At 72.6% G+C, this 21507-nt stretch carries 17 protein-coding genes; 8 read left to right on the top strand and 9 right to left on the bottom strand.

Annotation, left to right across the window (positions count from 1 at the left end; translation table 11 throughout):
* The first annotated feature begins 81 nt into the window (after positions 1-81).
* Entirely contained in the window at positions 82-951 is an 870-nt protein-coding gene (locus tag AB0E62_RS12235; RefSeq protein WP_362191453.1) for a LysR substrate-binding domain-containing protein, read from the top strand.
* Between the two features lie 21 nt (positions 952-972).
* Here AB0E62_RS12235 and AB0E62_RS12240 read toward each other — a convergent pair whose 3' ends face one another.
* A complete protein-coding gene (locus AB0E62_RS12240; protein ID WP_362191455.1) occupies positions 973-1953 on the bottom strand; it encodes an Lrp/AsnC family transcriptional regulator in 981 nt (326 codons plus the stop codon).
* A 111-nt stretch (positions 1954-2064) separates the two neighbouring features.
* On the opposite strand from AB0E62_RS12240, the gene AB0E62_RS12245 reads away from it, so the two are divergent.
* The 3 genes from AB0E62_RS12245 (at position 2065) to AB0E62_RS12255 (ending at position 7072) form a co-directional block, all read left to right on the top strand.
* Positions 2065-3555, top strand: a complete 1491-nt coding sequence (locus AB0E62_RS12245; RefSeq protein WP_362191456.1) for an MFS transporter — start codon at positions 2065-2067, stop codon at positions 3553-3555.
* A gap of 726 nt (positions 3556-4281) precedes the next feature.
* Positions 4282-6108: an AMP-dependent synthetase/ligase gene (locus AB0E62_RS12250; RefSeq protein ID WP_362191458.1), complete on the top strand. Its 1827-nt coding sequence runs from the start codon at positions 4282-4284 to the stop codon at positions 6106-6108.
* A gap of 127 nt (positions 6109-6235) precedes the next feature.
* Positions 6236-7072, top strand: a complete 837-nt coding sequence (locus AB0E62_RS12255) for an aldo/keto reductase (protein ID WP_362191460.1) — start codon at positions 6236-6238, stop codon at positions 7070-7072.
* Positions 7073-7098: 26 nt separating this feature from the next.
* Here the strand turns inward: AB0E62_RS12255 and AB0E62_RS12260 are convergent, their stop codons facing one another.
* Entirely contained in the window at positions 7099-7710 is a 612-nt protein-coding gene (locus AB0E62_RS12260) for a hypothetical protein (protein ID WP_362191462.1), read from the bottom strand.
* A gap of 201 nt (positions 7711-7911) precedes the next feature.
* Here AB0E62_RS12260 and AB0E62_RS12265 point away from each other — a divergent pair, with 201 nt between their 5' ends.
* Positions 7912-8607, top strand: coding sequence for a glycoside hydrolase family 75 protein (locus AB0E62_RS12265; RefSeq protein WP_362191464.1), 696 nt, complete (start codon positions 7912-7914; stop codon positions 8605-8607).
* A gap of 13 nt (positions 8608-8620) precedes the next feature.
* Here the strand turns inward: AB0E62_RS12265 and AB0E62_RS12270 are convergent, their stop codons facing one another.
* The 4 genes from AB0E62_RS12270 to AB0E62_RS12285 form a co-directional block, all read right to left on the bottom strand.
* Positions 8621-9328, bottom strand: a complete 708-nt coding sequence (locus AB0E62_RS12270; protein ID WP_362191466.1) for an SDR family oxidoreductase — start codon at positions 9326-9328, stop codon at positions 8621-8623.
* Positions 9329-9402: 74 nt separating this feature from the next.
* Positions 9403-10320 carry a methyltransferase domain-containing protein gene (locus tag AB0E62_RS12275; protein WP_362191468.1) on the bottom strand — a complete coding sequence of 306 codons (918 nt, stop codon included), beginning with the start codon at positions 10318-10320 and terminating at the stop codon, positions 9403-9405.
* Between the two features lie 146 nt (positions 10321-10466).
* The gene (locus AB0E62_RS12280; protein WP_362191470.1) at positions 10467-12245 is read right to left on the bottom strand and encodes a glycoside hydrolase family 6 protein; all 1779 of its coding nucleotides are present in this window, start codon (positions 12243-12245) and stop codon (positions 10467-10469) included.
* Positions 12246-12318: 73 nt separating this feature from the next.
* Positions 12319-12630, bottom strand: coding sequence for a hypothetical protein (locus AB0E62_RS12285; RefSeq protein WP_362191472.1), 312 nt, complete (start codon positions 12628-12630; stop codon positions 12319-12321).
* A 260-nt stretch (positions 12631-12890) separates the two neighbouring features.
* Between AB0E62_RS12285 and AB0E62_RS12290 the strand changes: the two genes are divergently transcribed.
* Positions 12891-15803: a glycoside hydrolase family 48 protein gene (locus tag AB0E62_RS12290; RefSeq protein WP_362191474.1), complete on the top strand. Its 2913-nt coding sequence runs from the start codon at positions 12891-12893 to the stop codon at positions 15801-15803.
* 152 nt (positions 15804-15955) lie between these two features.
* Positions 15956-18631: a cellulose binding domain-containing protein gene (locus AB0E62_RS12295; RefSeq protein ID WP_362191476.1), complete on the top strand. Its 2676-nt coding sequence runs from the start codon at positions 15956-15958 to the stop codon at positions 18629-18631.
* 51 nt (positions 18632-18682) lie between these two features.
* Here the strand turns inward: AB0E62_RS12295 and AB0E62_RS12300 are convergent, their stop codons facing one another.
* The 3 genes from AB0E62_RS12300 to AB0E62_RS12310 form a co-directional block, all read right to left on the bottom strand.
* Positions 18683-19393, bottom strand: a complete 711-nt coding sequence (locus AB0E62_RS12300) for a hypothetical protein (RefSeq protein ID WP_362191478.1) — start codon at positions 19391-19393, stop codon at positions 18683-18685.
* A gap of 112 nt (positions 19394-19505) precedes the next feature.
* Positions 19506-20261: a class I SAM-dependent methyltransferase gene (locus tag AB0E62_RS12305; protein WP_362191480.1), complete on the bottom strand. Its 756-nt coding sequence runs from the start codon at positions 20259-20261 to the stop codon at positions 19506-19508.
* Positions 20262-20266: 5 nt separating this feature from the next.
* Positions 20267-20572 carry a 4a-hydroxytetrahydrobiopterin dehydratase gene (locus tag AB0E62_RS12310; protein ID WP_362191482.1) on the bottom strand — a complete coding sequence of 102 codons (306 nt, stop codon included), beginning with the start codon at positions 20570-20572 and terminating at the stop codon, positions 20267-20269.
* 102 nt (positions 20573-20674) lie between these two features.
* Here AB0E62_RS12310 and AB0E62_RS12315 point away from each other — a divergent pair, with 102 nt between their 5' ends.
* Positions 20675-21499, top strand: coding sequence for a helix-turn-helix transcriptional regulator (locus AB0E62_RS12315; protein WP_362191484.1), 825 nt, complete (start codon positions 20675-20677; stop codon positions 21497-21499).
* Positions 21500-21507: the final 8 nt, after the last annotated feature.

The following is a 21507-nucleotide window of genomic DNA, read 5'->3' on the forward strand; positions in this document are numbered from 1 at the left end:
CTCCCCTCACCGCCGATCGGGAATCCGGTACACCGCTCTGACTGTGATCGTGGTCCGTGATGACCGCGCTAGGCTCGGGGTGTGTACGACCCGACGCACCTGCGCACCTTCCTGGCGGTCGCCCAGACGCTGAGCTTCACCCAGGCCGCCCGGCGGCTGGGGCTGCGCCAGTCGACGGTGAGCCAGCATGTGCGGCGGCTGGAGGACGCGGCCGGGCGGCAGCTGTTCTCCCGGGACACCCACTCGGTGGAGCTGACGGAGGACGGCGAGGCGATGCTCGGGTTCGCCCGCCGGATCCTGGAGGTGCACGAGCAGGCGGCGGCGTTCTTCTCCGGCACGCGCGTGCGGGGCCGGCTGCGCTTCGGCGCCTCGGAGGACTTCGTGCTGACCCGGCTGCCGGAGATCCTCGAGGGCTTCCGCTACGACCATCCGGAGGTCGACCTGGAGCTGACGGTGGAGCTGTCCGGCACGCTGTACGAGCGGCTGGCCGCCGGGAAGCTCGACCTGGTGCTGGCGAAGCGGCGCCCCGAGGATCCGCGCGGCGAGCTGGTGTGGCGCGACGACCTGGTGTGGATCGGAGCCGAACGGCTGCGGCTGGAGGCGGACCGGCCCGTGCCGCTGATCGTCTATCCGCCGCCGGGCATCACCCGGGCCCGCGCCCTCCAGGTGCTGGAGCGGCACGGCCGTCCCTGGCGGATCGTGTGCACGAGCGGCAGCCTCAACGGGCTGATCGCGGCGGCCCGGGCCGGCCTCGGGGTGATGGCCCACTCCCGGCGGCTGATCCCGCCGGGCCTGTTCCGGCTGCCCGACCGGGCGGGCCTGCCGGACCTGGGCAAGGTCGACTTCGTCCTGGTGCACGGGCGCCGCCGGGGCCCGGCCGGGGACGCCGCGGACGCGCTGGCGGCGGCGGTGCTGGCGGGCGGCGAGCGGCTGCGGCGCAGCGGCGGCTGACCGGCGCGGGCGGCGCGAACGTCACCGCGTCGGCCGGTAGGTCAGCTGCTTGACCCGGCGCAGGAAGGGCGTCGCCTCCACGTGCTGCACCCCGTCCAGGTGGCCGAGGGGGCCGCTGAGGTAGGCGTACAGGGCGGCGGTGTCGCGGACGACGGCGGTGACCACGAGGTGGGAGGGGCCGGCCGTGGCGGCGGCGAACGCGATCTCGTCGTGCCCGGCGAGGGTCCGGCCGACGGAGTCCAGGGCGCCCGGGGAGGTGGTGATCCACAGGATGGCCGACTTGGGGTGGCCGAGGGCCGCGGTGCTGTACTCGATGTCGACGTAGACCGCGCCGGAGGCGATCAGGGCGGACAGCCGGCGTCTGATCGCGGACTCGGAGCGGCCGGTGGCGCGCTGGAGTTCGGGGTAGCCGGCGCGGCCGTCGCGTTCCAGGACGGCGAGCAGCGGGGCGTCCTCGGGCTCCGGCCGGACCACCGGTCCCGGCTCGGGGGGCTCGGGGCGGAGCGCGGCGATCTGGTCCGCGTCCAGCGCCCGGAACTTGGGCAGCCAGCCGACCGGGCCGCCGTAGAAGCGGTGCAGCAGTTGCTGGGCGCGGATCTCGACGACGCTCGGGGTGCGGGGCAGCTTGCCGAGCAGCAGGTCGTCGTGGTCGCCGGGGCTGCGCGGCCGGGTGATGCAGGCGATCTCGGTGCCGCCGGAGCACAGCCCGATCCAGTAGGTGTCCGGCCGCCGGGCGAGGGCGTCGGCGATGACGGCGGCGCCGTCGGGCGCGCAGCGCAGCCGCAGCATCCACTGGTCCTCGCCGAGCCGTACGGCGTCCCGCAGCACGACGACCCGCAGCCCGGCCTCGGCGCACAGGCGGCGGTAGCGGCGGGCGACGGTGCGGTCGGAGACGCCGAGCACGGCGGCGATCCGGCTGAAGGGGGCCCGCCCGTCGACCTCCAGCGCGGACAGCAGCTGGAGGTCGAGCAGATCGAAGGTGCCGGATTCCATCCGCAGCATGCGCTCCCCCGTCGGTTTCCGTCGCGTTCGGCGCCGTGAGACGTCCGATCTGCCGCCGTCCGGTCATCGTACGCGGCGGAACACAGCCGTTCGCACAGGGAGTTGAGGAGATTGCGGAGCTGGGGGACGCTCACGGCGATATGCCTGGGCACGTTCATGCTGCTGCTGGACGTGACCATCGTGGTGGTCGCGCTGCCGGACATGACGGGGTCGCTGCACGCGTCGCTGGGTGACCTGCAATGGGTGGTCGACGGGTACGCGCTGGCGCTGGCCGCGCTGCTGCTCGGGGCGGGGGCGGCGGCCGACATCCTGGGCCGGCGCCGGGTGCACGTGGTGGGCGTGGTGCTGTTCGCGCTGGCCAGTCTGTGGTGCGGGCTGGCCAGCGACCCGGGCGTGCTGGTGGCGGCGCGGGCGGTGCAGGGCGTCGGCGGGGCGGCGATGTTCGCGACGACGCTGCCGCTGCTGGGGTCGGTCTACCAGGGCCGGCAACGCTCGGCCGCGCTCGGGGTGTGGGGCGCGGTCAGCGGCGGGGCCGCGGCGGTCGGCCCGGTGCTGGGCGGGCTGATCACCGAGGGGCCGGGCTGGCGCTGGATCTTCTTCGTCAACCTGCCGGTGAGCGTGGTGGCGGTGTGGCTGACGCTGCGGACGGTCCCGGAGTCGCGCGGGCCGCGCGGCATGCGCGTCGACTGGGCGGGGACGGCGGCCTTCGCCGTGTTCGCGGGCGGGGCGACGTACGCCGTCGTACGGGCCGGCGAGGACGGCTGGACGGCGTCCGCCCCGTCGGCCGCGTTCGCCGTCGCCGCGCTGGCCCTGGTGGTGTTCGTGCTGGTGGAACGGCGGGTGGCACATCCGCTGCTGGACCTCTCGCTGCTGCGCCGGCCGGCCTTCACCGGCACGATGCTGGGCGCGTTCGCCTTCAACGGGGTGGCCTTCGGCGGGGTCCCGTACCTGTCCCTGTGGATGCAGACACTGCTCGGGATGTCGCCGGTGCGGGGCGGGCTGACGCTGCTGCCGATGACGGCGGTGTCGATGGTGGTGGCGGTGCTGGTGGGCCGGTTGCTGCACGGGGTGCCCGCCTGGCTGACGGTCGGCGGCGGGCTGCTGCTGGTCGGCGCGGGCACGCTGGGCCAGGCGGTGCTGGGCGCGGGCTCGGACTGGACGGCGCTGGTGCCGGGATTCGCGCTGGTCGGGGTCGGTACCGGGCTGGTGGCGCCGACGGTGGCCGGGGCGGCGCTGGCCTCGGTACCGGCCGAGCGGGCCGGGATGGCGGGCGGCGCGGTGAACACCGTACGGCAGCTGGGGTACGCGCTCGGGGTGGCCGTCTTCGGCACCGTGCTCACCTCGCGGATGACGGGCCGGCTCCCGGACGGTGCGGCGCACGGACTCGCCGGCGGGGGCGCCGGGGCGCTGCTGCGCGGCGGGGTCCCGGAGCACACCCTGCGGTCCGCGTTCGCGTCCGGGCTGAACGGCGCGCTGGTGGTGGCGGGCCTGGCCGGGCTGGTGGCGGGCGTTTCGGTGATGGTGCTGGTCCGCCGGGGCCGGCCGGCGCCCGCGCGGACCTCCGGAGAGGTACCCGAGAAGGCGGTGACGGCGCGCGGCTGAGGGCGCCGGCCCGCGCACGCCGGTACGGACGGAAGCGGACGCACGCATTCCGGTGGCCGCGACGGCACGGCCCGCGGGGCGGCCACGGGGCGAGGGCTCCGGGTCCGCCCCGCGCTCGTGGGGGCCGGTCGCCGGGGCGGCCGGGGCGGTCCGGAGCCGGAGCGGAGGCTGGTCCCGCACCGGCCGGCCCGCGCGTGCGCGAGCCGCTCCTGGAGATCAGCGACGGCGAGACCCGCGTCACCGGCCGTCCCGCGCCAGCGAGAGCCGCCCCGCACCCGCCGCCGGAGCACGCGCCGCCCTCCGCCACCCGGCCCCGGCGCGTGGGTCGCCCGCCCGGGCAGCCGCCCTACGGTCCGGGCCGACGGGCCGGCCCCGCGCACGGGCCGGGCCCCCCACCGGTCCCCGGCATGCCGTTCGCCGGGCCGCCCGCGCGGGAGAGCCACGGCCCGCCTTCCCGCCGCCGCCGGTCCGCGCGTGCGGATCCGGCCCGCCGTAAGCGGCGCGTACAGATTCGGTGGAGATTACGGTACCGAAACTTACGGACCCGTCAGTAAGGTGTCCGGCCCTTCCCCATGTGCGGGTATTTTCCGGAGACCGTCCGGGCGGAACACGAGGTTTGCCCGGATCCGGCACCCCTCCCGCGCACGGAACGTGTGGGGTAGCTTTCACGGCGCTGTTGCGGTGCGTGGACCAGCGACACCGAGACGCGAGAAACGGGGAGCGAGGTTGCGCGAGTACACCAACCCTCCGCTGGTGTCGCCGCCGCCCGCGGGCGGTCTGGCCGACATCGTCTTCGAGCACGCCGAAACCGATCCGCGGCACATCACGCTCGGCCGCAAGGACGTCTCGGGGCAGTGGCGGGACGTGACCGCCGCCGAGTTCCGCGACGAGGTCGTGGCCCTGGCCAAGGGCCTGCTGGCCAGCGGCATCCGCTTCGGCGACCGCGTCGCGGTCATGTCCCGGACCCGCTACGAGTGGACCCTCTTCGACTTCGCGCTGTGGACCATCGGCGCCCAGGTGGTGCCCGTCTACCCCACCTCCTCGGCCGAGCAGTGCTGCTGGATGCTCCACGACGCCGAGGTGTCCGCGGCCGTCGTGGAGCACGAGGACCACGCGATGACCGTCGCCACCGTCATCGACCGGCTGCCGCGGCTGCGCCGGCTGTGGCAGCTGGACGCCGGCTGTGTGCAGGAGCTGTACGACGCCGGGGCGCACCTGGACGACGAGGTGGTGCACCGGCACCGGCAGGCGGTCACCCCCGACTCGGTCGCCACCGTCATCTACACCTCCGGCACCACCGGCCGGCCCAAGGGCTGTCTGCTGTCCCACGGCAACTTCATGTGCGAGGCGGACACCGTGCTGCGGGGGTGGGAGCCGGTGTTCCACTCCCGGAAGGGCGACGAGGCGTCCACGCTGCTGTTCCTGCCTCTGGCGCATGTCTTCGGGCGGATGGTGGAGGTCGCCGCGATCCGCGGCCGGGTCCGCTTCGGGCACCAGCCGCAGCTGCACGCGTCCGCCCTGCTGCCCGACCTGGCCGCCTTCCGGCCGACGTTCGTCCTCGCCGTGCCGTACATCTTCGAGAAGGTGTTCAACGCGGCCCGCCGCGAGGCCGAGCGTGAGGGCAGGGCGGGGCCGTTCGAGAAGGCCGTCGACGTCGCCGTGCGGTACGCGGAGGCGGTGGAGGCCAAGGCGTGGGGCACCGGGCCGGGCCCGTCGGCGGGGCTGCGGATGCAGCACCAGCTGTTCGACAAGCTGGTGTACGCGAAGATCCGGGCCGCGATGGGCGGCCGGATCCGCAACGCGATGTCCGGCGGATCGGCGATGGACCGCCGGCTGGGGCTGTTCTTCGCGGGCGCGGGCGTGCAGATCTACGAGGGCTACGGCCTGACCGAGTCGACGGCCGCGGCGACCGCCAACCCGCCCGGGCGCACCCGCTACGGCACCGTGGGCCCGCCGGTCCCGGGTGTGACCGTGCACATCGCCGACGACGGGGAGATCTGGCTGCGCGGCGGCACCGTCTTCCAGGGCTACCTCAACAACCGGAAGGCCACCGACGAGACCCTGCACGACGGCTGGCTGGCCACCGGCGACCTGGGCGCGCTGGACGCGGACGGCTATCTGACGATCACCGGCCGCAAGAAGGAGATCCTGGTGACCTCCGGCGGCAAGAGCGTCTCCCCGGGGGTGCTGGAGGAGCGGGTCCGCGAGCATCCGCTGGTCGGCCAGTGCATCGTGGTCGGCAACGACCGCCCCTTCGTCGCCGCCCTGGTCACCCTGGACCAGGAGGCGGTCGCGCACTGGCTGCAGATGCGCGGCAAGCCGGGGACGTCCCCGGCGGAGCTGGTGCGCGACCCGGATCTGGAGGCGGAGGTGCGGCGCGCGGTGGTGGCCGCCAACACGCTGGTGTCGCAGGCGGAGTCGATCCGCACCTTCCGCATCCTGGCGCAGCCGTTCACCGAGGAACAGGGTCTGCTGACGCCGTCGCTGAAGCTGAAGCGGAAGGCGATCGAGAAGGCGTACGCGAACGAGGTGGAGGCCCTCTACCGGGCCTGAGGCCGCCGGTCCGGGCAGCCGCCCGGACCGGCGGCGGGAGTGTGTCGCACGGTCAGGAATGCGGAACGGCCGCTGATCGTTGACCATGGGTGCAACACCTGTCGACAACCGAAGGACCAAGAGGCTCGTGAGCAGCAACGTCCCCCCGATCATCCTCAACAACGGCGTCGAGATGCCCCAGCTGGGATACGGCGTCTGGCAGGTGCCGGACGACGAGGCCGAGCGAGCCGTCGCCACGGCGCTGGAGGCCGGTTACCGCAGCATCGACACGGCGGCGATCTACGGCAACGAGGAGGGCACCGGCAAGGCCATCGCCGCCTCCGGCCTGCCCCGCGAGGAGATCTTCGTCACCACCAAGCTCTGGAACAGCGACCAGGGCTACGACGCCACGCTGCGTGCCTTCGACACGTCGCTGGCGAAGCTGGGGCTCGACTACGTCGACCTGTACCTGATCCACTGGCCGCTGCCGTCCCGGGACGCGTACGTCGACACGTACAAGGCGTTCGAGCAGCTGTACGCCGACAAGCGGGTGCGTGCCATCGGTGTCTCGAACTTCCTGCCCGAGCACCTGCGACGGCTGACCGAGGAGACCTCGGTCGTCCCGGCGGTCAACCAGATCGAGCTGCACCCGCACCTCCAGCAGGGCGAGTCGCGCACCGTCCACGCGGAGCTGGGCATCGCCACCGAGGCCTGGTCGCCGCTCGGCCAGGGCAAGGGCCTGCTGGAAGTGCCCGCGATCGTGGCGATCGCGCGCAAGCACGACCGCACTCCGGCCCAGGTCGTGCTGCGCTGGCACCTCCAGCTGGGCAACATCGTGATCCCGAAGTCCGTGACGCCGTCCCGGATCAAGGAGAACATCGCGGTGTTCGACTTCAGCCTGGACGACGAGGACCTCGCGGCGATCAGCGCGCTGAACGAGGAGCGGCGGCTCGGCCCCGACCCGGCCACCTTCGACATGGCCTGATCACCGGCCCGGCGTGGCCGGGCGGTTCAGTCCGGGCGCACGTCGGCGTGCACGACCTCGAACTCCTCGAGGCCGACCACCTCGACGTGCGCCTTGGCCGACGCCTCGTGACGCGCGCCGGCCATGGCCCCGCGCGAGGCGGCCAGCGCGGCACGGTCGGCGAACAGGGCGCCGGCCACGGCCCGGCCCCCCTCCCGGTCGAGCAGCAGGGAGGTGCGGCACAGCCCCGGCAGCGACTCGGCCCGCGGCACCACCGTTGCCCGGAAGGCGTCGACGACCAGGTCCGCGTCGCGCGGGTCGAACTCCAGCCGGGCGGCGCGCAGCCCGCCGCCCGGCCGGGGGCGGGCGAGCTGGTGGAACACCGCGGCCTCGTAGTTGGCGACCGACACCGTGCCCGCGAAGGGATCCAGCAGCGCCTCGCGCCGCTCGCGCATCACCTCGTCGCTGTTGTGCCGCGCCTCCTCGGTCTCCCACCAGCTCACGGTGAGGAGGGCGCCGAGCTCACGGTTCACGAAGATGCCGGCGCCCCGGTATCCCGGGCGTTCCTCCAGCAGGTCCCGCCCCTCGCTGTTCAGCGACCGCACGGCCGTGTCCAGCAGCGCCGGATCACCGGTCGCGTACACCGCGCGTACGAACATGAGACTCGCCTCCGCAAACGGCGACCGCGGATCAGCCGGACACACCGGACATGTCCGACCCCACCAGTCTCTCCAGCGACCGCAATCACCGCAATGCGCCCGCGTTTCAGCCGTTCGCGACCCGAGGATTGACGGGGGCATGCCGTCCGGGCACGGTGGACGCATCCGGTCAGGAAACTTTCCTAACAGAAGGGCTCCACCGTGCGTCTCCGTATCCTCACCCTCGCCCTCGGTTCCGGCACCGCCCTGCTCGCCGCCGGCCTCCTGCCCGCCCACGCCTCCGCCGCCGCCTCCCCGAAGTCCGCCCAGGAGGGCACGGTCAGCGCCGCCGACCTGCTCGCCAAGGTGACCTCCTGTGCGCAGATATCCAACGGCAAGTACCGGACGGACGAGGAGACCTCGGCCACGGTCCCCGTGTGCGGCAAGAACGGCGCGGTGTTCTGGAAGGCGGACATGGACATCGACTGCGACGGTCAACGCACGGCCAACTGCAACGAGGACCGCGACCCCTGGTTCCAGGACGACACCGCCTTCCACCAGTCCGACGGCAAGGCGCTGAACGCGGAGACCCTGCCGTACGTCGTGGTGCCGAGCACCAGCGGCATCTGGAACTACGCGAACGCCGGGATCAAGGGCGGCGGCGTGGTGGCCGTCATCTACGGCGGCAAGGTCGAGTACGCCGTCGTCGGCGACACCGGCCCCTCGCAGATCATCGGCGAGGCGTCGTACGCCACCGCCAAGGCGCTCGGCATCGACCCGGACCCCGAGACCGGCGGCGCGGACTCGGGGGTGACCTACCTCCTGTTCAAGAACTCCCAGGTCTCCCCCATAGAGAGCCACAGCGCCGCGGTCACCCTCGGGGACCGGCTGGCCAGGCAGTTCCTGGCGGACAACTGACGCCCGTCGTCCGTCAGACGGGCTGGCCCACCGGGCGGACGACCACCGTGTTCACATCCACCCCGGCCGGCTGCCGGATCGCCCAGACCACCGAGTCGGCGATCTGGCCGGCCGTCAGCAGGTGCCCCGGGGGCAGACTGCCGTAGCCGTCCCAGAAGGGCGTCTCCACCCGGCCGGGGGCCACCAGCGTGACCCCGACGCCGAACTCCGTGACCTGCCGCCGGGTGTTCTCGGCGAGCCCGGTCACCGCCCACTTGGTGGCGCCGTACAGATTGCCCGGGCCGTGCACGAACCCGGCGACGCTGCCGACCAGGACGATCCGGCCCCGGGTCTCCTTCAGCGCGTCGATGGAGGCCCGGATGAGCAGGGCCGGACCGAGCACGTTGGTGAGGACCATCTCCCTCCAGCCGGCCGGGTCGCCGTCCGCCACGGTGTCATGGGTGGCGAAGCCGGCGTTGGCGACGACGGTGTCCAGCCGGCCGTACGTCTCCAGCGTGCGGTCGACCGCGCGTCGGACGTCGGCGTGTTCCGAGGCGTCGCCGGTCACCGTCAGCAGCCCCTCGGGACGGCCGAGTTCCTCGGCGAGGTCCCGCAGCCGCCGCTCCCCGCGCCCGGTGACGGTCACCCGGTGTCCGGCGTCGAGCAGTCGCCGCGCCACGGCGGCGCCGATCCCGCTGCCGCCGCCGGTGATGAGCGCGACCGGAGAGTCGTTCGTGGTCATGTGTCTGGCCCCCTGCACGTCGGTGAAGTGCCCGGAGTCCATCACTTGGAGAGCACTCCAGGTCAAGTGCGGGATCAGTGCGGGCGGACGGCGGTGTGCACGGTGAGGGCGCCGAGCACGAACACGTCCGGGCGCACGTGCACGCTCGCCGGGTCGGCCGGGTCCAGGAGCCGGCCGAGGGTGGCGCGGTCGCCGGCGTCCAGCGCCTCGCCGACGCCCTCGCGGACCCGGGACAGGTGTGCGGCGACATAGGCGCGGGCCCGGTCGTCGGCCGGGGCGGGCAGGTCGAGCAGGAAGGTGCGGGTGCCGGTGTGCTTCAGGCCGGCCGCGGTCAGCAGGGCGGGCCAGTCCTCCGTCTCGGCGACGGAGCCCGGCAGTCCGGCCCGCATCCGGGCGAACCACTCCTCTTCCAGGGCGTCGAGCCGGGACTGGAGTCCGGGGCGGCCGATGCCGAAGTCCCGGGGCAGGAAGCGGGAAGGGAGTCCGCCCTCCAGGAGGGCCAGGGTGCCGCCGGGGGCGAGGTGGCCGGCGAACGCGGCGAGCGCGGCCCGCTGGTCGCCGAGGTGGTGCAGGCTGCGGCTGGCCCACAGCAGCCCGGCCGGGCGGTCCAGGCGGCCGAGCGCCTCGGGCAGGTCGCCGGCGACGGTGTCGAAGCGGTCCCCGACGCCGAGGCGGGCGGCGCGGTCGCGGGCGCGGTCCAGCAGCGGGGCGGTGCCGTCGACGGCGACCACCCGGGCGGTGGGGAACGCCTCGGCGAACAGGCAGGAGACGACGCCGGGACCGCTGCCCGCGTCCACGACGAGCCCCGGCTCGGCGACCTGCTGCCCGAGCCAGGCCAGGGCCTGCCGGTAGACGGGGGCGAACAACTCCGCCTGCGACTCCAGCAGGTCGGCCAGTTCGTTCCAGTCGATGTCCGTGCCGTGCCCGTGGCCGTGCGCGTGCCCGTGGCCGGCGTGGTGCGGGTGATGCTGCTCGCGGTGTTCGTGCGCCATGGAGATCAGCCTCTCGGTCCGGTGTGCCGTCAGGGTGCGACGGCACACCGGCCGGAAGCCACTTGCGTTGCCGTTCCGGCAAACGGGGATGCCGGAACGGACCGCCGGGGCCCGGGGGTCGGGCGGGCCCCGGCGGAGTCACCGCGTCACGAAAGCGGCGGGTAGGCGTTCTGCACCAGCTGCTGGAACTGGGCGGAGAACCAGTGCCCGGCCAGCGGCGCGTTCGGCAGCGCCCCCGAGGGGTTGTTGCCGTTGCGTGCGTTGCCGCCGTAGGTGGGGTCGCACATCCGGTCGAAGCCCTTGCCCTCGTCGTTGTCGACGGCGGAGCTGGCACCGTCGGACTCCCCCGGGGGCTTGGCCCACACGTAGGCGTCTATCCCGGCGGCGGGAGCCGCGGTCGGCCGTTCGCCGAGTCCGGCACCGCTCTGGTTGCACCAGTTGCCGACGTGGATGCGCCGGTCGATGCGGCCGCCGTTGACGTAGTTGTCGACCGAGGTCAGCGGGCCGGGGCCGGCGGGCCGGGCGGTGCCGCCCCAGCCGTTGCGGGAGGTGTCGATCAGCATGCCGATGTTGGAGCTGAACCCGGTCGAGATCAGCTTGTCCCGCAGGCCCTGCGCGTACGACTGCTCGTCCACGTACTGGTTCCAGTCGACCCACTTCGACTGGCGGACGGTCTGGCCGTTCACCGTGTCGGAGACCTTGAAGTAAGGCTCCTTGGTCGGGCTGTAGTTGGCCGTGTTGACGATGAAGCCGGCCACGTCGCTCAGGCTCGCGCCGTTGGTCGTGGCGACCTTGTAGAACTCCTGGGCGACCGGGCCGAGGTTGGTGTCCCAGCCGAGCCAGCCGTGGTGGCCGGCGTCGATGTAGTTGTAGACGTTCGAGAGGTTGCCGAGCTTGTCCAGGGCGTAGCTCACGCCCTTCTCGTAGTTGCCGTTGGACTTCATGGTCACGCAGGCGTCGGTGGTGGTGTTGGTGCCGCCGGCGTTGGTGACCAGGTTGGGCAGCGAGTCCGGCTCGATGAGCGCGGAGATGCGCAGGCCCGCGTACTTGGCGTCGGACAGGATCGAGGCGATGGCGTCGATGTACTGCGTCTTGTACTTGTCGATGTCCGTCGGGCCGAGTTCGCCGTTGGAGGCGAGGGCGGCGCAGTCGCGGCCGGGGAGGTCGTAGATGACCAGCTGGACGACCAGGTTGCCGGTGCCCTTCTGCTTCAGGGCCTCGTCCAGGTGGGCGCGCAGGCCCATGCCGCCGTTGACGCCGTTGATGGCCGCGATGCGGTCCAGCCAGACGAACGTGGGCTGGCTGGAGACCCGGCTGCCGCCCGGCTCGGCGGCGGCCAGCTTCGACCACTCCGGGTTCACGTAGACCTTGGAGCCGGAGTACGGGTTGTCGACACGGCCGGCGCCGCCCCCACCGGTGTCCCCGCCGCCGCCCGTGTCGCCACCGCCGCCCGTGTCGCCACCGCCGCCCGTGTCGCCACCGCCGCCGGTGTCACCGCCGCCGCCGCTGTCGACGTTGCAGGCGACCCCGTCGAGGGTGAAGGTGGCGGGCACCGCGTTGGTGCCGCTGTAGGTGCCCTGGAACCCGAAGCTGACCGAACCGCCGGTGGCCAGCGAGCCGTTGTAGCTCTCGTTCGCGGCGGTGACCGCGGTGCCGCTCTGGCTGAGCTTGGCGTTCCAGCCGCTGGTGACCTTCTGGTCACCGGCGTACGACCACTTCAGGGACCAACTCGACTTGGCGGGTGCGTTGTTGGTGATGGTCACGGCGGCGGTGAAGCCGGTGCTCCACTGGTTCTGCACCTTGTAGTCCACGGTGCAGGGGACGGCGGAGGCGGTGGCGGAGGCCGACTGCATGCCCACTGCCGTCCCGGAGGCCCCGGCGATCAGCGCCAGGGCGGCGAGCAGTGATGTTCTGGTACGACTCATGAGTGCGGGTGTCCTTCGGTGTGCTGTCGATGTGATGTCGTGCCGTTCGTGCGGTGTGGTGCCGTGTCGGGAACTACGGGGTGACGGCGCGGAGACGGCCGCGCAGCCCGGTGCCGTACGCGGCGGGTGTGCCGGCGCAGGCGCAGGTGGTGCGGGCGGCAGGGAGTCCGCCCGCCGGGTCGGTGTGTTCGCGGGTGTTCCACTGGCCGAGGTCGTCGCGGTACGCCGCCCCGCCGGCCCGTCCGGGCAGGCGACGGCCGCCGCCGTCGAGCCGGAGCCCGGCCGGCCCCGCGACGCGGCCCGGCCGGGTCTTCACCGGACCCTGGAGGTCCTTCGACCACGGGCCGGTGCCGGTTGGAGGTACGGAGAACGGGGGGTGACGCATGAGCGAGACCTCGCAGTGTGGCGCGCCCTGACGGACACGTTCGACTGATGGAATCGCTCCCACTGGTGCGAAGGAAGGTAGCGCCAACTGGCCGGAAAGCCCAGGGGGGTCGCTTTACTTTTTTACGATCGGGCTCCCCGAATCTTTTCGCCATGTCCAGGTCTTGACCCTCCGTTACGCCGTCTTCACTATGGGAGCGCTCCCACTGGTTCAAGCCTTGACCTCTTCCCCGAGCCGCAGCCGCAAGGAGGAACCAGCACATGGATCCCGGAAGCAGACGCAGAACGGCGCGTCGGTTGTGGACGGCGGTGGCCGCCGCGCTGGCCCTGCCACTGTCGATGCTCGCCACCGGCGCGGAGACCGCCCACGCGGCCGCCGTGCAGTGCAGCGTCGACTACAAGACCAACGACTGGGGCTCGGGCTTCACCGCCGACCTCACGATCACCAACCGCGGTACGGACGCCATCAACGGATGGACGCTGACGTACGCCTACGCGGGCAACCAGAAGCTGAGCGGCGGCTGGAACGGGACCTGGTCCCAGTCCGGCCAGTCGGTCACCGTGAAGAACGCCTCGTACAACGGCGCCATCGCCGCGGGCGCCGCCGTCTCCACCGGGGCCCAGTTCACCTACAGCGGCACCAACACCGCTCCCACGTCCTTCGCCGTCAACGGCACCACCTGCGCCGGCGCCCACCAGCCCCCGGTGACCGTGCTGACCAGCCCGAGCGCGGGCGCGGTCTACACCCAGGGGGCCGCCGTCCCGCTCGCGGCGACCGCCGCGGCGGCCGACAGCGCGTCCATCAGCAAGGTGGAGTTCTACGACGACACCACGCTGCTGGGCACGGACACCACCGCGCCCTACGCGCTCTCGGTCTCAAGCTTGACCGTGGGCAGTCATTCTCTGGTGGCCAAGGCGTACGACAGCCTGGGCGCCTCCGGCACCTCCACCCCCGTGGGCATCACGGTGGCCTCCGGCCCCGCCGTGGTCGCCTCGCCCAGCCAGCTGGGCGTCCAGCAGGGCAAGTCGGGCACGTTCTCGGTGAAGCTGTCCACGCAGCCGAGCGCGAACGTCACGGTGAGCACGACCCGCACGGACGGCAACACCGGCCTGTCCGTGACCGGCGGCTCCTCGCTGACCTTCACCCCGGCGAACTGGAACACCGCGCAGACCGTGACCGTCACGGCCGACTCCTCCGGCACCGGCAGCGCGACCTTCACCGCGTCGGCCACCGGCCACGCCAAGGCGACCGTCACGGTCACCGAGCTGCCCGCGGCGAAGGCGTACGACGCCCGCTTCCTGGACCTGTACGGGAAGATCACCAACCCGGCGAACGGCTACTTCTCCCCCGAGGGCATCCCGTACCACTCGGTGGAGACACTGATCGTGGAGGCCCCGGACCAGGGTCACGAGACCACCTCCGAGGCGTACAGCTATCTGCTGTGGCTCCAGGCGATGTACGGCAAGGTCACCGGCGACTGGTCGAAGTTCAACGGCGCCTGGGAGATCATGGAGAAGTACATGATCCCCACGCACGCCGACCAGCCGACGAACTCCTTCTACAACGCCTCCAAGCCGGCCACCTACGCGCCCGAGTACGACACCCCGAACGAGTACCCGGCGAAGCTGGACACCTCGGTGTCGGTGGGCTCGGACCCGATCGCCGGTGAGCTGAAGAGCGCGTACGGCACGGACGACGTCTACGGCATGCACTGGATCCAGGACGTGGACAACGTCTACGGCTACGGCAACGAGCCCGGCAAGTGCGAGGCCGGCCCGACCGCCACCGGACCGTCGTACATCAACACCTTCCAGCGCGGCGCGCAGGAGTCCGTCTGGGAGACGGTCCCGCAGCCGACCTGTGACGCCTTCAAGTACGGCGGCAGGAACGGCTACCTGGACCTGTTCACCGGCGACAGCTCCTACGCCAAGCAGTGGAAGTACACCGACGCCCCGGACGCGGACTCCCGCGCGGTGCAGGCCGCCTACTGGGCGGACGTGTGGGCCAAGCAGCAGGGCAAGGGCAGTGATGTCTCCGGGACGGTCGCCAAGGCCGCCAAGATGGGCGACTACCTGCGCTACGCGATGTACGACAAGTACTTCAAGAAGATCGGCAACTGCACGAGCACGTCCTGCCCGGCCGGTACCGGCAAGGACGCCTCGCACTACCTGCTGTCCTGGTACTACGCCTGGGGCGGCGCCACCGACACCTCCGCCGGCTGGGCCTGGCGGATCGGCTCCAGCCATGTCCACGGCGGTTACCAGAACCCCCTGGCCGCCTACGCGCTCAGCTCCGTCACCGACCTGAAGCCCAAGTCGGCCACCGGCGCGAGCGACTGGAGCAAGTCGCTCCAGCGGCAGCTGGAGTTCTACCAGTGGCTCCAGTCCTCCGAGGGCGGCATCGCGGGCGGCGCGACCAACAGCTGGGGCGGCCGCTACGCCTCCCCGCCCGCCGGCACCGCCACCTTCTACGGCATGGCCTACGACCCGGCGCCCGTCTACCACGACCCGCCGTCCAACCAGTGGTTCGGCTTCCAGGCGTGGTCGATGGAGCGGGTCGCCGAGTACTACCAGCAGACCGGGAACGCCCAGGCCAAGGCGATCCTCGACAAGTGGGTGAAGTGGGCGCTGTCCAAGACCACGATCAACCCGGACGGCACCTACCGCATCCCCTCCACCCTCCAGTGGTCGGGCCAGCCCGACACCTGGAACGCCACGAGCCCCGGCTCCAACAACGGGCTGCACGTCACCGTCGCCGACTACACCGACGACGTGGGCGTGGCCGCCGCCTACGCCAAGACGCTGACGTACTACGCCGCCAAGTCCGGTGACGCGACGGCCAAGTCCACGGCGAAGGCGCTGCTGGACGGCATGTGGAACAACTACCAGGACAGCCTCGGCATCGCCGTGCCGGAGACCCGGACCGACTACAGCCGGTTCAACGAGAGCGTGTACGTGCCGAGCGGCTGGACCGGCACCATGCCGAACGGCGACGCGATCAACTCCTCGTCCACGTTCTCCTCGCTCCGGTCCTTCTACAAGAGCGACCCGAACTGGTCGAAGATCGAGGCCTACCTCAAGGGCGGCGCAGCGCCCGTGTTCACGTACCACCGGTTCTGGGCCGAGGCGGACATCGCCCTGGCCATGGGCTCGTACGCGGAGCTGCTCGAATAGTCCCCGCCGGCGCTCCGCGTACCCGGCCCCGCCACAGGACGGCGGGGCCACCCGGGCCGGGCGGCCCCCGTCCGCACAGGGGGCCGCCCGGCCCACACGCAATGCCACCTCCGTGACCTTCTTGAATCCCCGTCAGGAAAGGTGTCCCCACCGTGCGCAGAACCCGCATCCTGGTGGCCGCGTTCTCGCTGGCCGCCGGACTGCTCGCCGGCACCCCGCCCGCACTGGCCACCGCCACCTCCGCTCCGCCCCTCGCGGCGGACACCTACACCTGGAAGAACGCCCGGATCGACGGCGGCGGTTTCGTCCCCGGGATCGTCTTCAACCGCACCGAGAAGAACCTGGCCTACGCCCGCACCGACATCGGCGGCGCCTACCGCTGGCAGGAGTCGTCCAAGACCTGGACCCCGCTGCTGGACTCCGTGGGCTGGAACGAGTGGGGCCACACCGGGGTGGTGAGCCTCGCCTCCGATCCGGTCCAGCCGGACAAGGTCTACGCGGCCGTCGGGACGTACACCAACGGCTGGGACCCGGGCAACGGGGCGGTGCTGCGCTCGGCCGACCGGGGCGCGAGCTGGCAGAAGACCGACCTGCCGTTCAAGCTGGGCGGCAACATGCCCGGCCGGGGCATGGGCGAGCGGCTGGCCGTCGACCCGAACCGGAACAGCGTGCTGTACCTGGGCGCGCCCAGCGGCAAGGGCCTGTGGCGGTCGACGGACTCCGGGGTGACCTGGTCGCAGGTGACGAGCTTCCCCAACCCCGGCACCTACCGGCAGGATCCGACGGACACCAGCGGGTACGCGAGCGACAACCAGGGCATCGTCTGGGTCACCTTCGACGAGTCGACGGGCACGTCCGGGACCGCGACGAAGACGATTTATGTGGGCGTCGCCGACAAGGACAACGCGGTCTACCGCTCCACGGACGCGGGCGCCACCTGGACGCGGCTCCCGGGCCAGCCGACCGGGTACCTGGCGCACAAGGGCGTTCTGGACGCCCGGAACGGATATCTGTACCTCGCCTACAGCGACACCGGCGGCCCCTACGACGGCGGCAAGGGCCGGCTGCTGCGGTACGCGACGGCGACCGGCGCCTGGACCGACATCAGCCCGGTCGCGGAGGCGGACACCTACTACGGCTTCAGCGGGCTGACGGTCGACCGGCAGCACCCGTCCACCCTCATGGCGACCGCGTACAGCTCCTGGTGGCCGGACACCCAGCTGTTCCGGTCCACCGACAGCGGCGCCACCTGGACGAAGGCCTGGGACTACACGTCGTACCCGAACCGCGCCAACCGCTACACCATGGACGTGTCCTCCTCCCCCTGGCTGACCTTCGGCGCGAACCCGTCACCGCCCGAGCAGACGCCCAAGCTGGGCTGGATGACGGAGGCGCTGGAGATCGACCCGTTCGACTCGTCCCGCATGATGTTCGGGACGGGCGCCACCGTCTACGGCACCGAGGACCTCACGAAGTGGGACAGCGGCGGGCAGTTCAGCCTGAAGCCGATGGTGCGGGGCCTGGAGGAGACGGCGGTGAACGACCTCGCCGCCCCGCCCTCGGGCGGCGCCCAGCTGTTCAGCGCCCTCGGTGACATCGGCGGATTCCGGCACACGGATCTCACCGCGGTGCCGTCCATGATGTACACGTCGCCCACCTTCACCTCGACCACCAGCCTGGACTTCGCCGAGTCGAACCCGGCCACGGTGGTCCGCGTCGGCGACCTGGACTCCGGCCCGCACATCGCGTTCTCCACGGACAACGGCGCCAACTGGTTCGCGGGCACGGACCCTTCGGGCGTCTCGGGCGGCGGCACGGTCGCCGCGGCGGCGGACGGCAGCCGGTTCGTGTGGAGCCCGGCCGGCACCGGGGTGCGCCACACCACGGGCTTCGGCACCTCCTGGGCGGAGTCCACCGGCATTCCGGCCGGCGCGATCGTCGAGTCCGACCGCGTCGACGCGAAGACCTTCTACGGCTTCAAGTCCGGCAGGTTCTACGTCAGTTCCGACGGAGGGGCGACCTTCACCGCCTCGGCCGCCACCGGCCTGCCGAGCGGGGACAGCGTGCGCTTCAAGGCGCTGCCCGGCGCCAAGGGAGACGTGTGGCTGGCGGGCGGGGCGGCGGACGGGGCGTACGGGCTGTGGCACTCCACCGACGGCGGCGCGAGCTTCACCAAGCTCACGAACGTGGAGCAGGCCGACACCATCGGGTTCGGCAAGGCCGCGCCGGGCGCCTCCTACCAGACGCTGTACACCAGCGCGAAGATCGGCGGGGTGCGCGGCGTCTTCCGCTCCACGGACCGGGGCGCCTCCTGGACCCGGATCAACGACGACGCCCGTCAATGGGGCTGGACCGGCGCCGCGATCACCGGCGACCCGCGGGTGTACGGCCGGGTGTACGTGTCGACGAACGGCCGGGGTGTCATCTACGGCGACGTCTCCGGCACGGGCGGCGGGGACGAGGGCGGCGGGGGCGGGGGCACCGACCCGGCACCGGTGCCCACGGGCGCCTGCACCGTCGACTACAAGGTCACCAACCAGTGGGCCGACGGCTTCCAGGCCGACGTGCGGCTGACCAACACCGGCTCCTCGGCGTGGAACGGCTGGTCCCTCACCTGGTCCTTCGCCGACGGGCAGAAGGTCACGCAGATGTGGAACGCCGGCTACACCCAGGCCGGTGCGACGGTCACGGCGAAGGACGCGAGCTGGAACGGCACGGTGGCGGCGGGCTCGTCGGTGTCCTTCGGCTTCACCGGAACCCGGGCGGGTACGACCAATACCAGACCGGCGTCGTTCAAGCTGGGCGACCGCACCTGTACGGTCGCCTGACGGTCGGCCCGGCGGGGGTACCGTCCACGAGCGGCATCCCCGCCGGGTCCGTCACTTGACGGTCCCGGTGAAGATCGCCGCGTCCGAGTCGAAGTCGGGGCTGACCTCGATCTGGATGAGCTTCTCCCCCTTGGGCAGTTCGCAGCCCCACGGCACGTTCAGGGAACGGCCCGGCAGCAGCTTGGTCTCCGGGCCGCCGTCCAGGCCGGCATCGGAGTCGAAGACCGAGTCGCTGCTCTTGCCGTCCTTGCCGTAGGAGCAGTTGACGGTGAGCTGTGTGACGTCGAGGGCCTTCTTGCCGCCGTTGTTCACCTTGACGGTGAACTGGAGGTACGGCGTGTGCTCCGGCTCGGCGTACTCGCCGGTCACGGCCCGCTTGAGCCCGGAGAGCGAGACCTCGGTGGCCGGTTCGTAGACGGCGGTGTCGTCCAGGGCGTAGACCCCGTCCTCCTCGCCCGCGCCGTCCTCGCTCTCCGCGCCGTCCGCGTTCTCCTCGTCGTCGGCCGCCGCCGCGCCGTCGTCGTCGTCGGCCTGGGTGTCGTCGGCACCCGCGGCGGCGGTCTCGGTGACGGTCACGGTGGGCGCCGGCTTCGCCTCGGCGTCTCCGCTGACGCCCGCGGTGACCAGGGCGGAGACCGCGGCGGCGACGACGGCCGCCGCCACGGCGATGAGCGCGGTACGGGATTTCCGCGGCGGGACGGGCGGCGGCGGGACCGGCGGTCCGTACCCCGGCATGGGCGGTGGAGTGAAGTCGGTGCTCATGGGCCCCCCTGGGACGTGCAGTGTGATCTTCGCATGATCCCTTCTCGAAACGGAATGTGAAAACTCCGTGATGGAATCGTGTCCAGGGGTCTGGTCGCGGCGTTACAGCGGCTCAGGGCGAGGCCGGCGCCGGTTTCCGGAACGCGCGCACGGTGAAGACCGGGTCGGCGCGCGGGCGGTCCTGGTCGGGAAGCGCGGCCAGTCGCGCGACGAACTCCTCGGTGCGCGGCTCGCCGGGCGGCAGCAGGGTGAACCAGCCCCGGCGCAGGTCGGCGATGGTGCGGCGGGGGCTGCGGCCCTGCCCGGGGCTGCGGAAGGAGCCCTGCCCGGCGGGCCGCAGCCCGTGCCGGGCGGCCTCGGCGGTGACGGTGCCGGGAGCGTCGGCGGCGGGCCGGCGCGGACGGTCGGCGAGGGCCGCGTCGATGTCGCTGCCGACGTCGTGCGCCGCGGCCTTGTCGACGGTGGTGACGTACACCCCGCCGGGGCGCAGTACGCGGGCGCACTCGGCGACGACCGCCCGCAGGTCCGCGGGGTCGTCCAGCAGGTGCAGCAGCCAGATGGTGGTGACCGCGTCGAACGTGCCGTCCGCGAACGGCAGTCGGCGGCCGTCGGCCCGGACGAGGACGCCGGGCAGCCGGGCCGCCGCCCGGCGGAGCATGGCGGGGGTGAGATCGGCGCCGGTCACCCGCAGCCCGGGACGCGCGGCGGCGAGCCGCCGGGTGACGGTCCCGGTGCCGCAGGCGACGTCGAGGAGGCGTCCGGGCCCGGGGGGTATCAGGCCGAGGACGGTGTGCGCGGCGGCCTCGGCCCGGGCCTCGCCGCCGCGCGAGGCGTCGTAGCAGCAGGCTTCCTTCTCGTAGTCGAGCACATCGCTCAGTGTGCCCCGTGGCCCGGCGCGATGTCCTCGACCCTGCGGGCCAGTTGGAAGTCCTTGGCGGTGAGGGCGCCGCCCGCGCTGTGGGTGTGCACGGCGAGGGACACGGAGGTGTGGCCGAGGGTCAGGTCGGAGTGGTGGTCCAGCTCGTCCTGGACGGCGGCGATGTGCACGACCAGCGCGGCGGCCGCGACGTGCGAGCCGAGCCGGTAGGTCCGGGTGAGCCGTCCGTCCCGCACCGACCAGCCGGGCAACTCGGCCAGGCGGTCCTCGATCTCCTGATGCGACAGCGGTGCTGCGGTCATGCCGTCCGCTCCCTTCCGGTCCGGGGGTACGGACCCAGCCTGCCACGCCTCCGGTACGGACGGCGGACCGACGCGTGCCGGGCCTCGACTAGGGTCGCGCGTATGACCGTTGCCGCCTCCGCCCGCCCCGTCTCCCCCGTCGCCGGCCCCGGTGTCGGCCCGTTGCTGCGTTCCTGGCGCGAGCGGCGCCGGATCTCCCAGCTGGAGCTGGCGCTGCGCGCCGACTCCTCGGCGCGGCACATCAGCTTCATCGAGACCGGGCGGTCCCGGCCCAGCGAGGAGATGGTGCTGCGGCTGGCCGAGCGGCTCCAGGTGCCGGTGCGCGAGCGCAACGCCCTGCTGCTGGCGGCCGGTTACGCCCCGCGCTATCCGGAGACCCCGCTGGACGATCCGGCGCTGGACGCGCTGCGGGACGGGCTGGAGCGGCTCATCCGGGGCTACGAGCCCTATCCCGCGCTGGTGGTCGACGCCGGGTACACGGTGGTCGCCGCGAACCGGGGCATCGCCCTGCTGCTGGAGGGGGTGCCGGAGAAGCTGCTGGCCCCGGCGCCGAACGCGATGCGGCTGGCGCTGCACCCGGAGGGGCTGGCGCCGCGCATCCGGAACCTGCGTCAGTGGCGCGGGCATCTGCTGGCCCAGATGGAACGGGAGATCGCCCTGCACCGCTCGGAGCGGCTGCGCGCGCTGTACGAGGAGGTGGCGGCCTATCCGGTGTCCGAGCGGGAGCCGGAGGCCGAACCGGCGGAGCCGGTCCCCCACTTCGCGCTGCCGCTGCGCGTGGAGCACGCCGGGCGGGTCCTGTCGTTCGTGTCCTCGATCTCCACGTTCAACACACCGATGGACATCACGGTCGCCGAACTCGCCATCGAGACGTTCCTGCCGGCGGACCGGGCCACCGCCGACCATCTGCGCGCGCTCACCGGCTGACCGGCCCC

This window comes from Streptomyces sp. NPDC038707 (assembly GCF_040636485.1).
In the GTDB taxonomy this organism is placed as follows: Bacteria; Actinomycetota; Actinomycetes; order Streptomycetales; family Streptomycetaceae; genus Streptomyces.

Coding starts and splice junctions, on each gene's coding strand:
- AB0E62_RS12240 (WP_362191455.1), bottom strand. CDS start 1,953: ATGCTGCGGATGGAATCCGGCACCTTCGATCTGCTCGACCTCCAGCTG.
- AB0E62_RS12260 (WP_362191462.1), bottom strand. CDS start 7,710: ATGTTCGTACGCGCGGTGTACGCGACCGGTGATCCGGCGCTGCTGGAC.
- AB0E62_RS12270 (WP_362191466.1), bottom strand. CDS start 9,328: ATGACCACGAACGACTCTCCGGTCGCGCTCATCACCGGCGGCGGCAGC.
- AB0E62_RS12275 (WP_362191468.1), bottom strand. CDS start 10,320: ATGGCGCACGAACACCGCGAGCAGCATCACCCGCACCACGCCGGCCAC.
- AB0E62_RS12280 (WP_362191470.1), bottom strand. CDS start 12,245: ATGAGTCGTACCAGAACATCACTGCTCGCCGCCCTGGCGCTGATCGCC.
- AB0E62_RS12285 (WP_362191472.1), bottom strand. CDS start 12,630: ATGCGTCACCCCCCGTTCTCCGTACCTCCAACCGGCACCGGCCCGTGG.
- AB0E62_RS12290 (WP_362191474.1), top strand. CDS start 12,891: ATGGATCCCGGAAGCAGACGCAGAACGGCGCGTCGGTTGTGGACGGCG.
- AB0E62_RS12300 (WP_362191478.1), bottom strand. CDS start 19,393: ATGAGCACCGACTTCACTCCACCGCCCATGCCGGGGTACGGACCGCCG.
- AB0E62_RS12310 (WP_362191482.1), bottom strand. CDS start 20,572: ATGACCGCAGCACCGCTGTCGCATCAGGAGATCGAGGACCGCCTGGCC.
- AB0E62_RS12315 (WP_362191484.1), top strand. CDS start 20,675: ATGACCGTTGCCGCCTCCGCCCGCCCCGTCTCCCCCGTCGCCGGCCCC.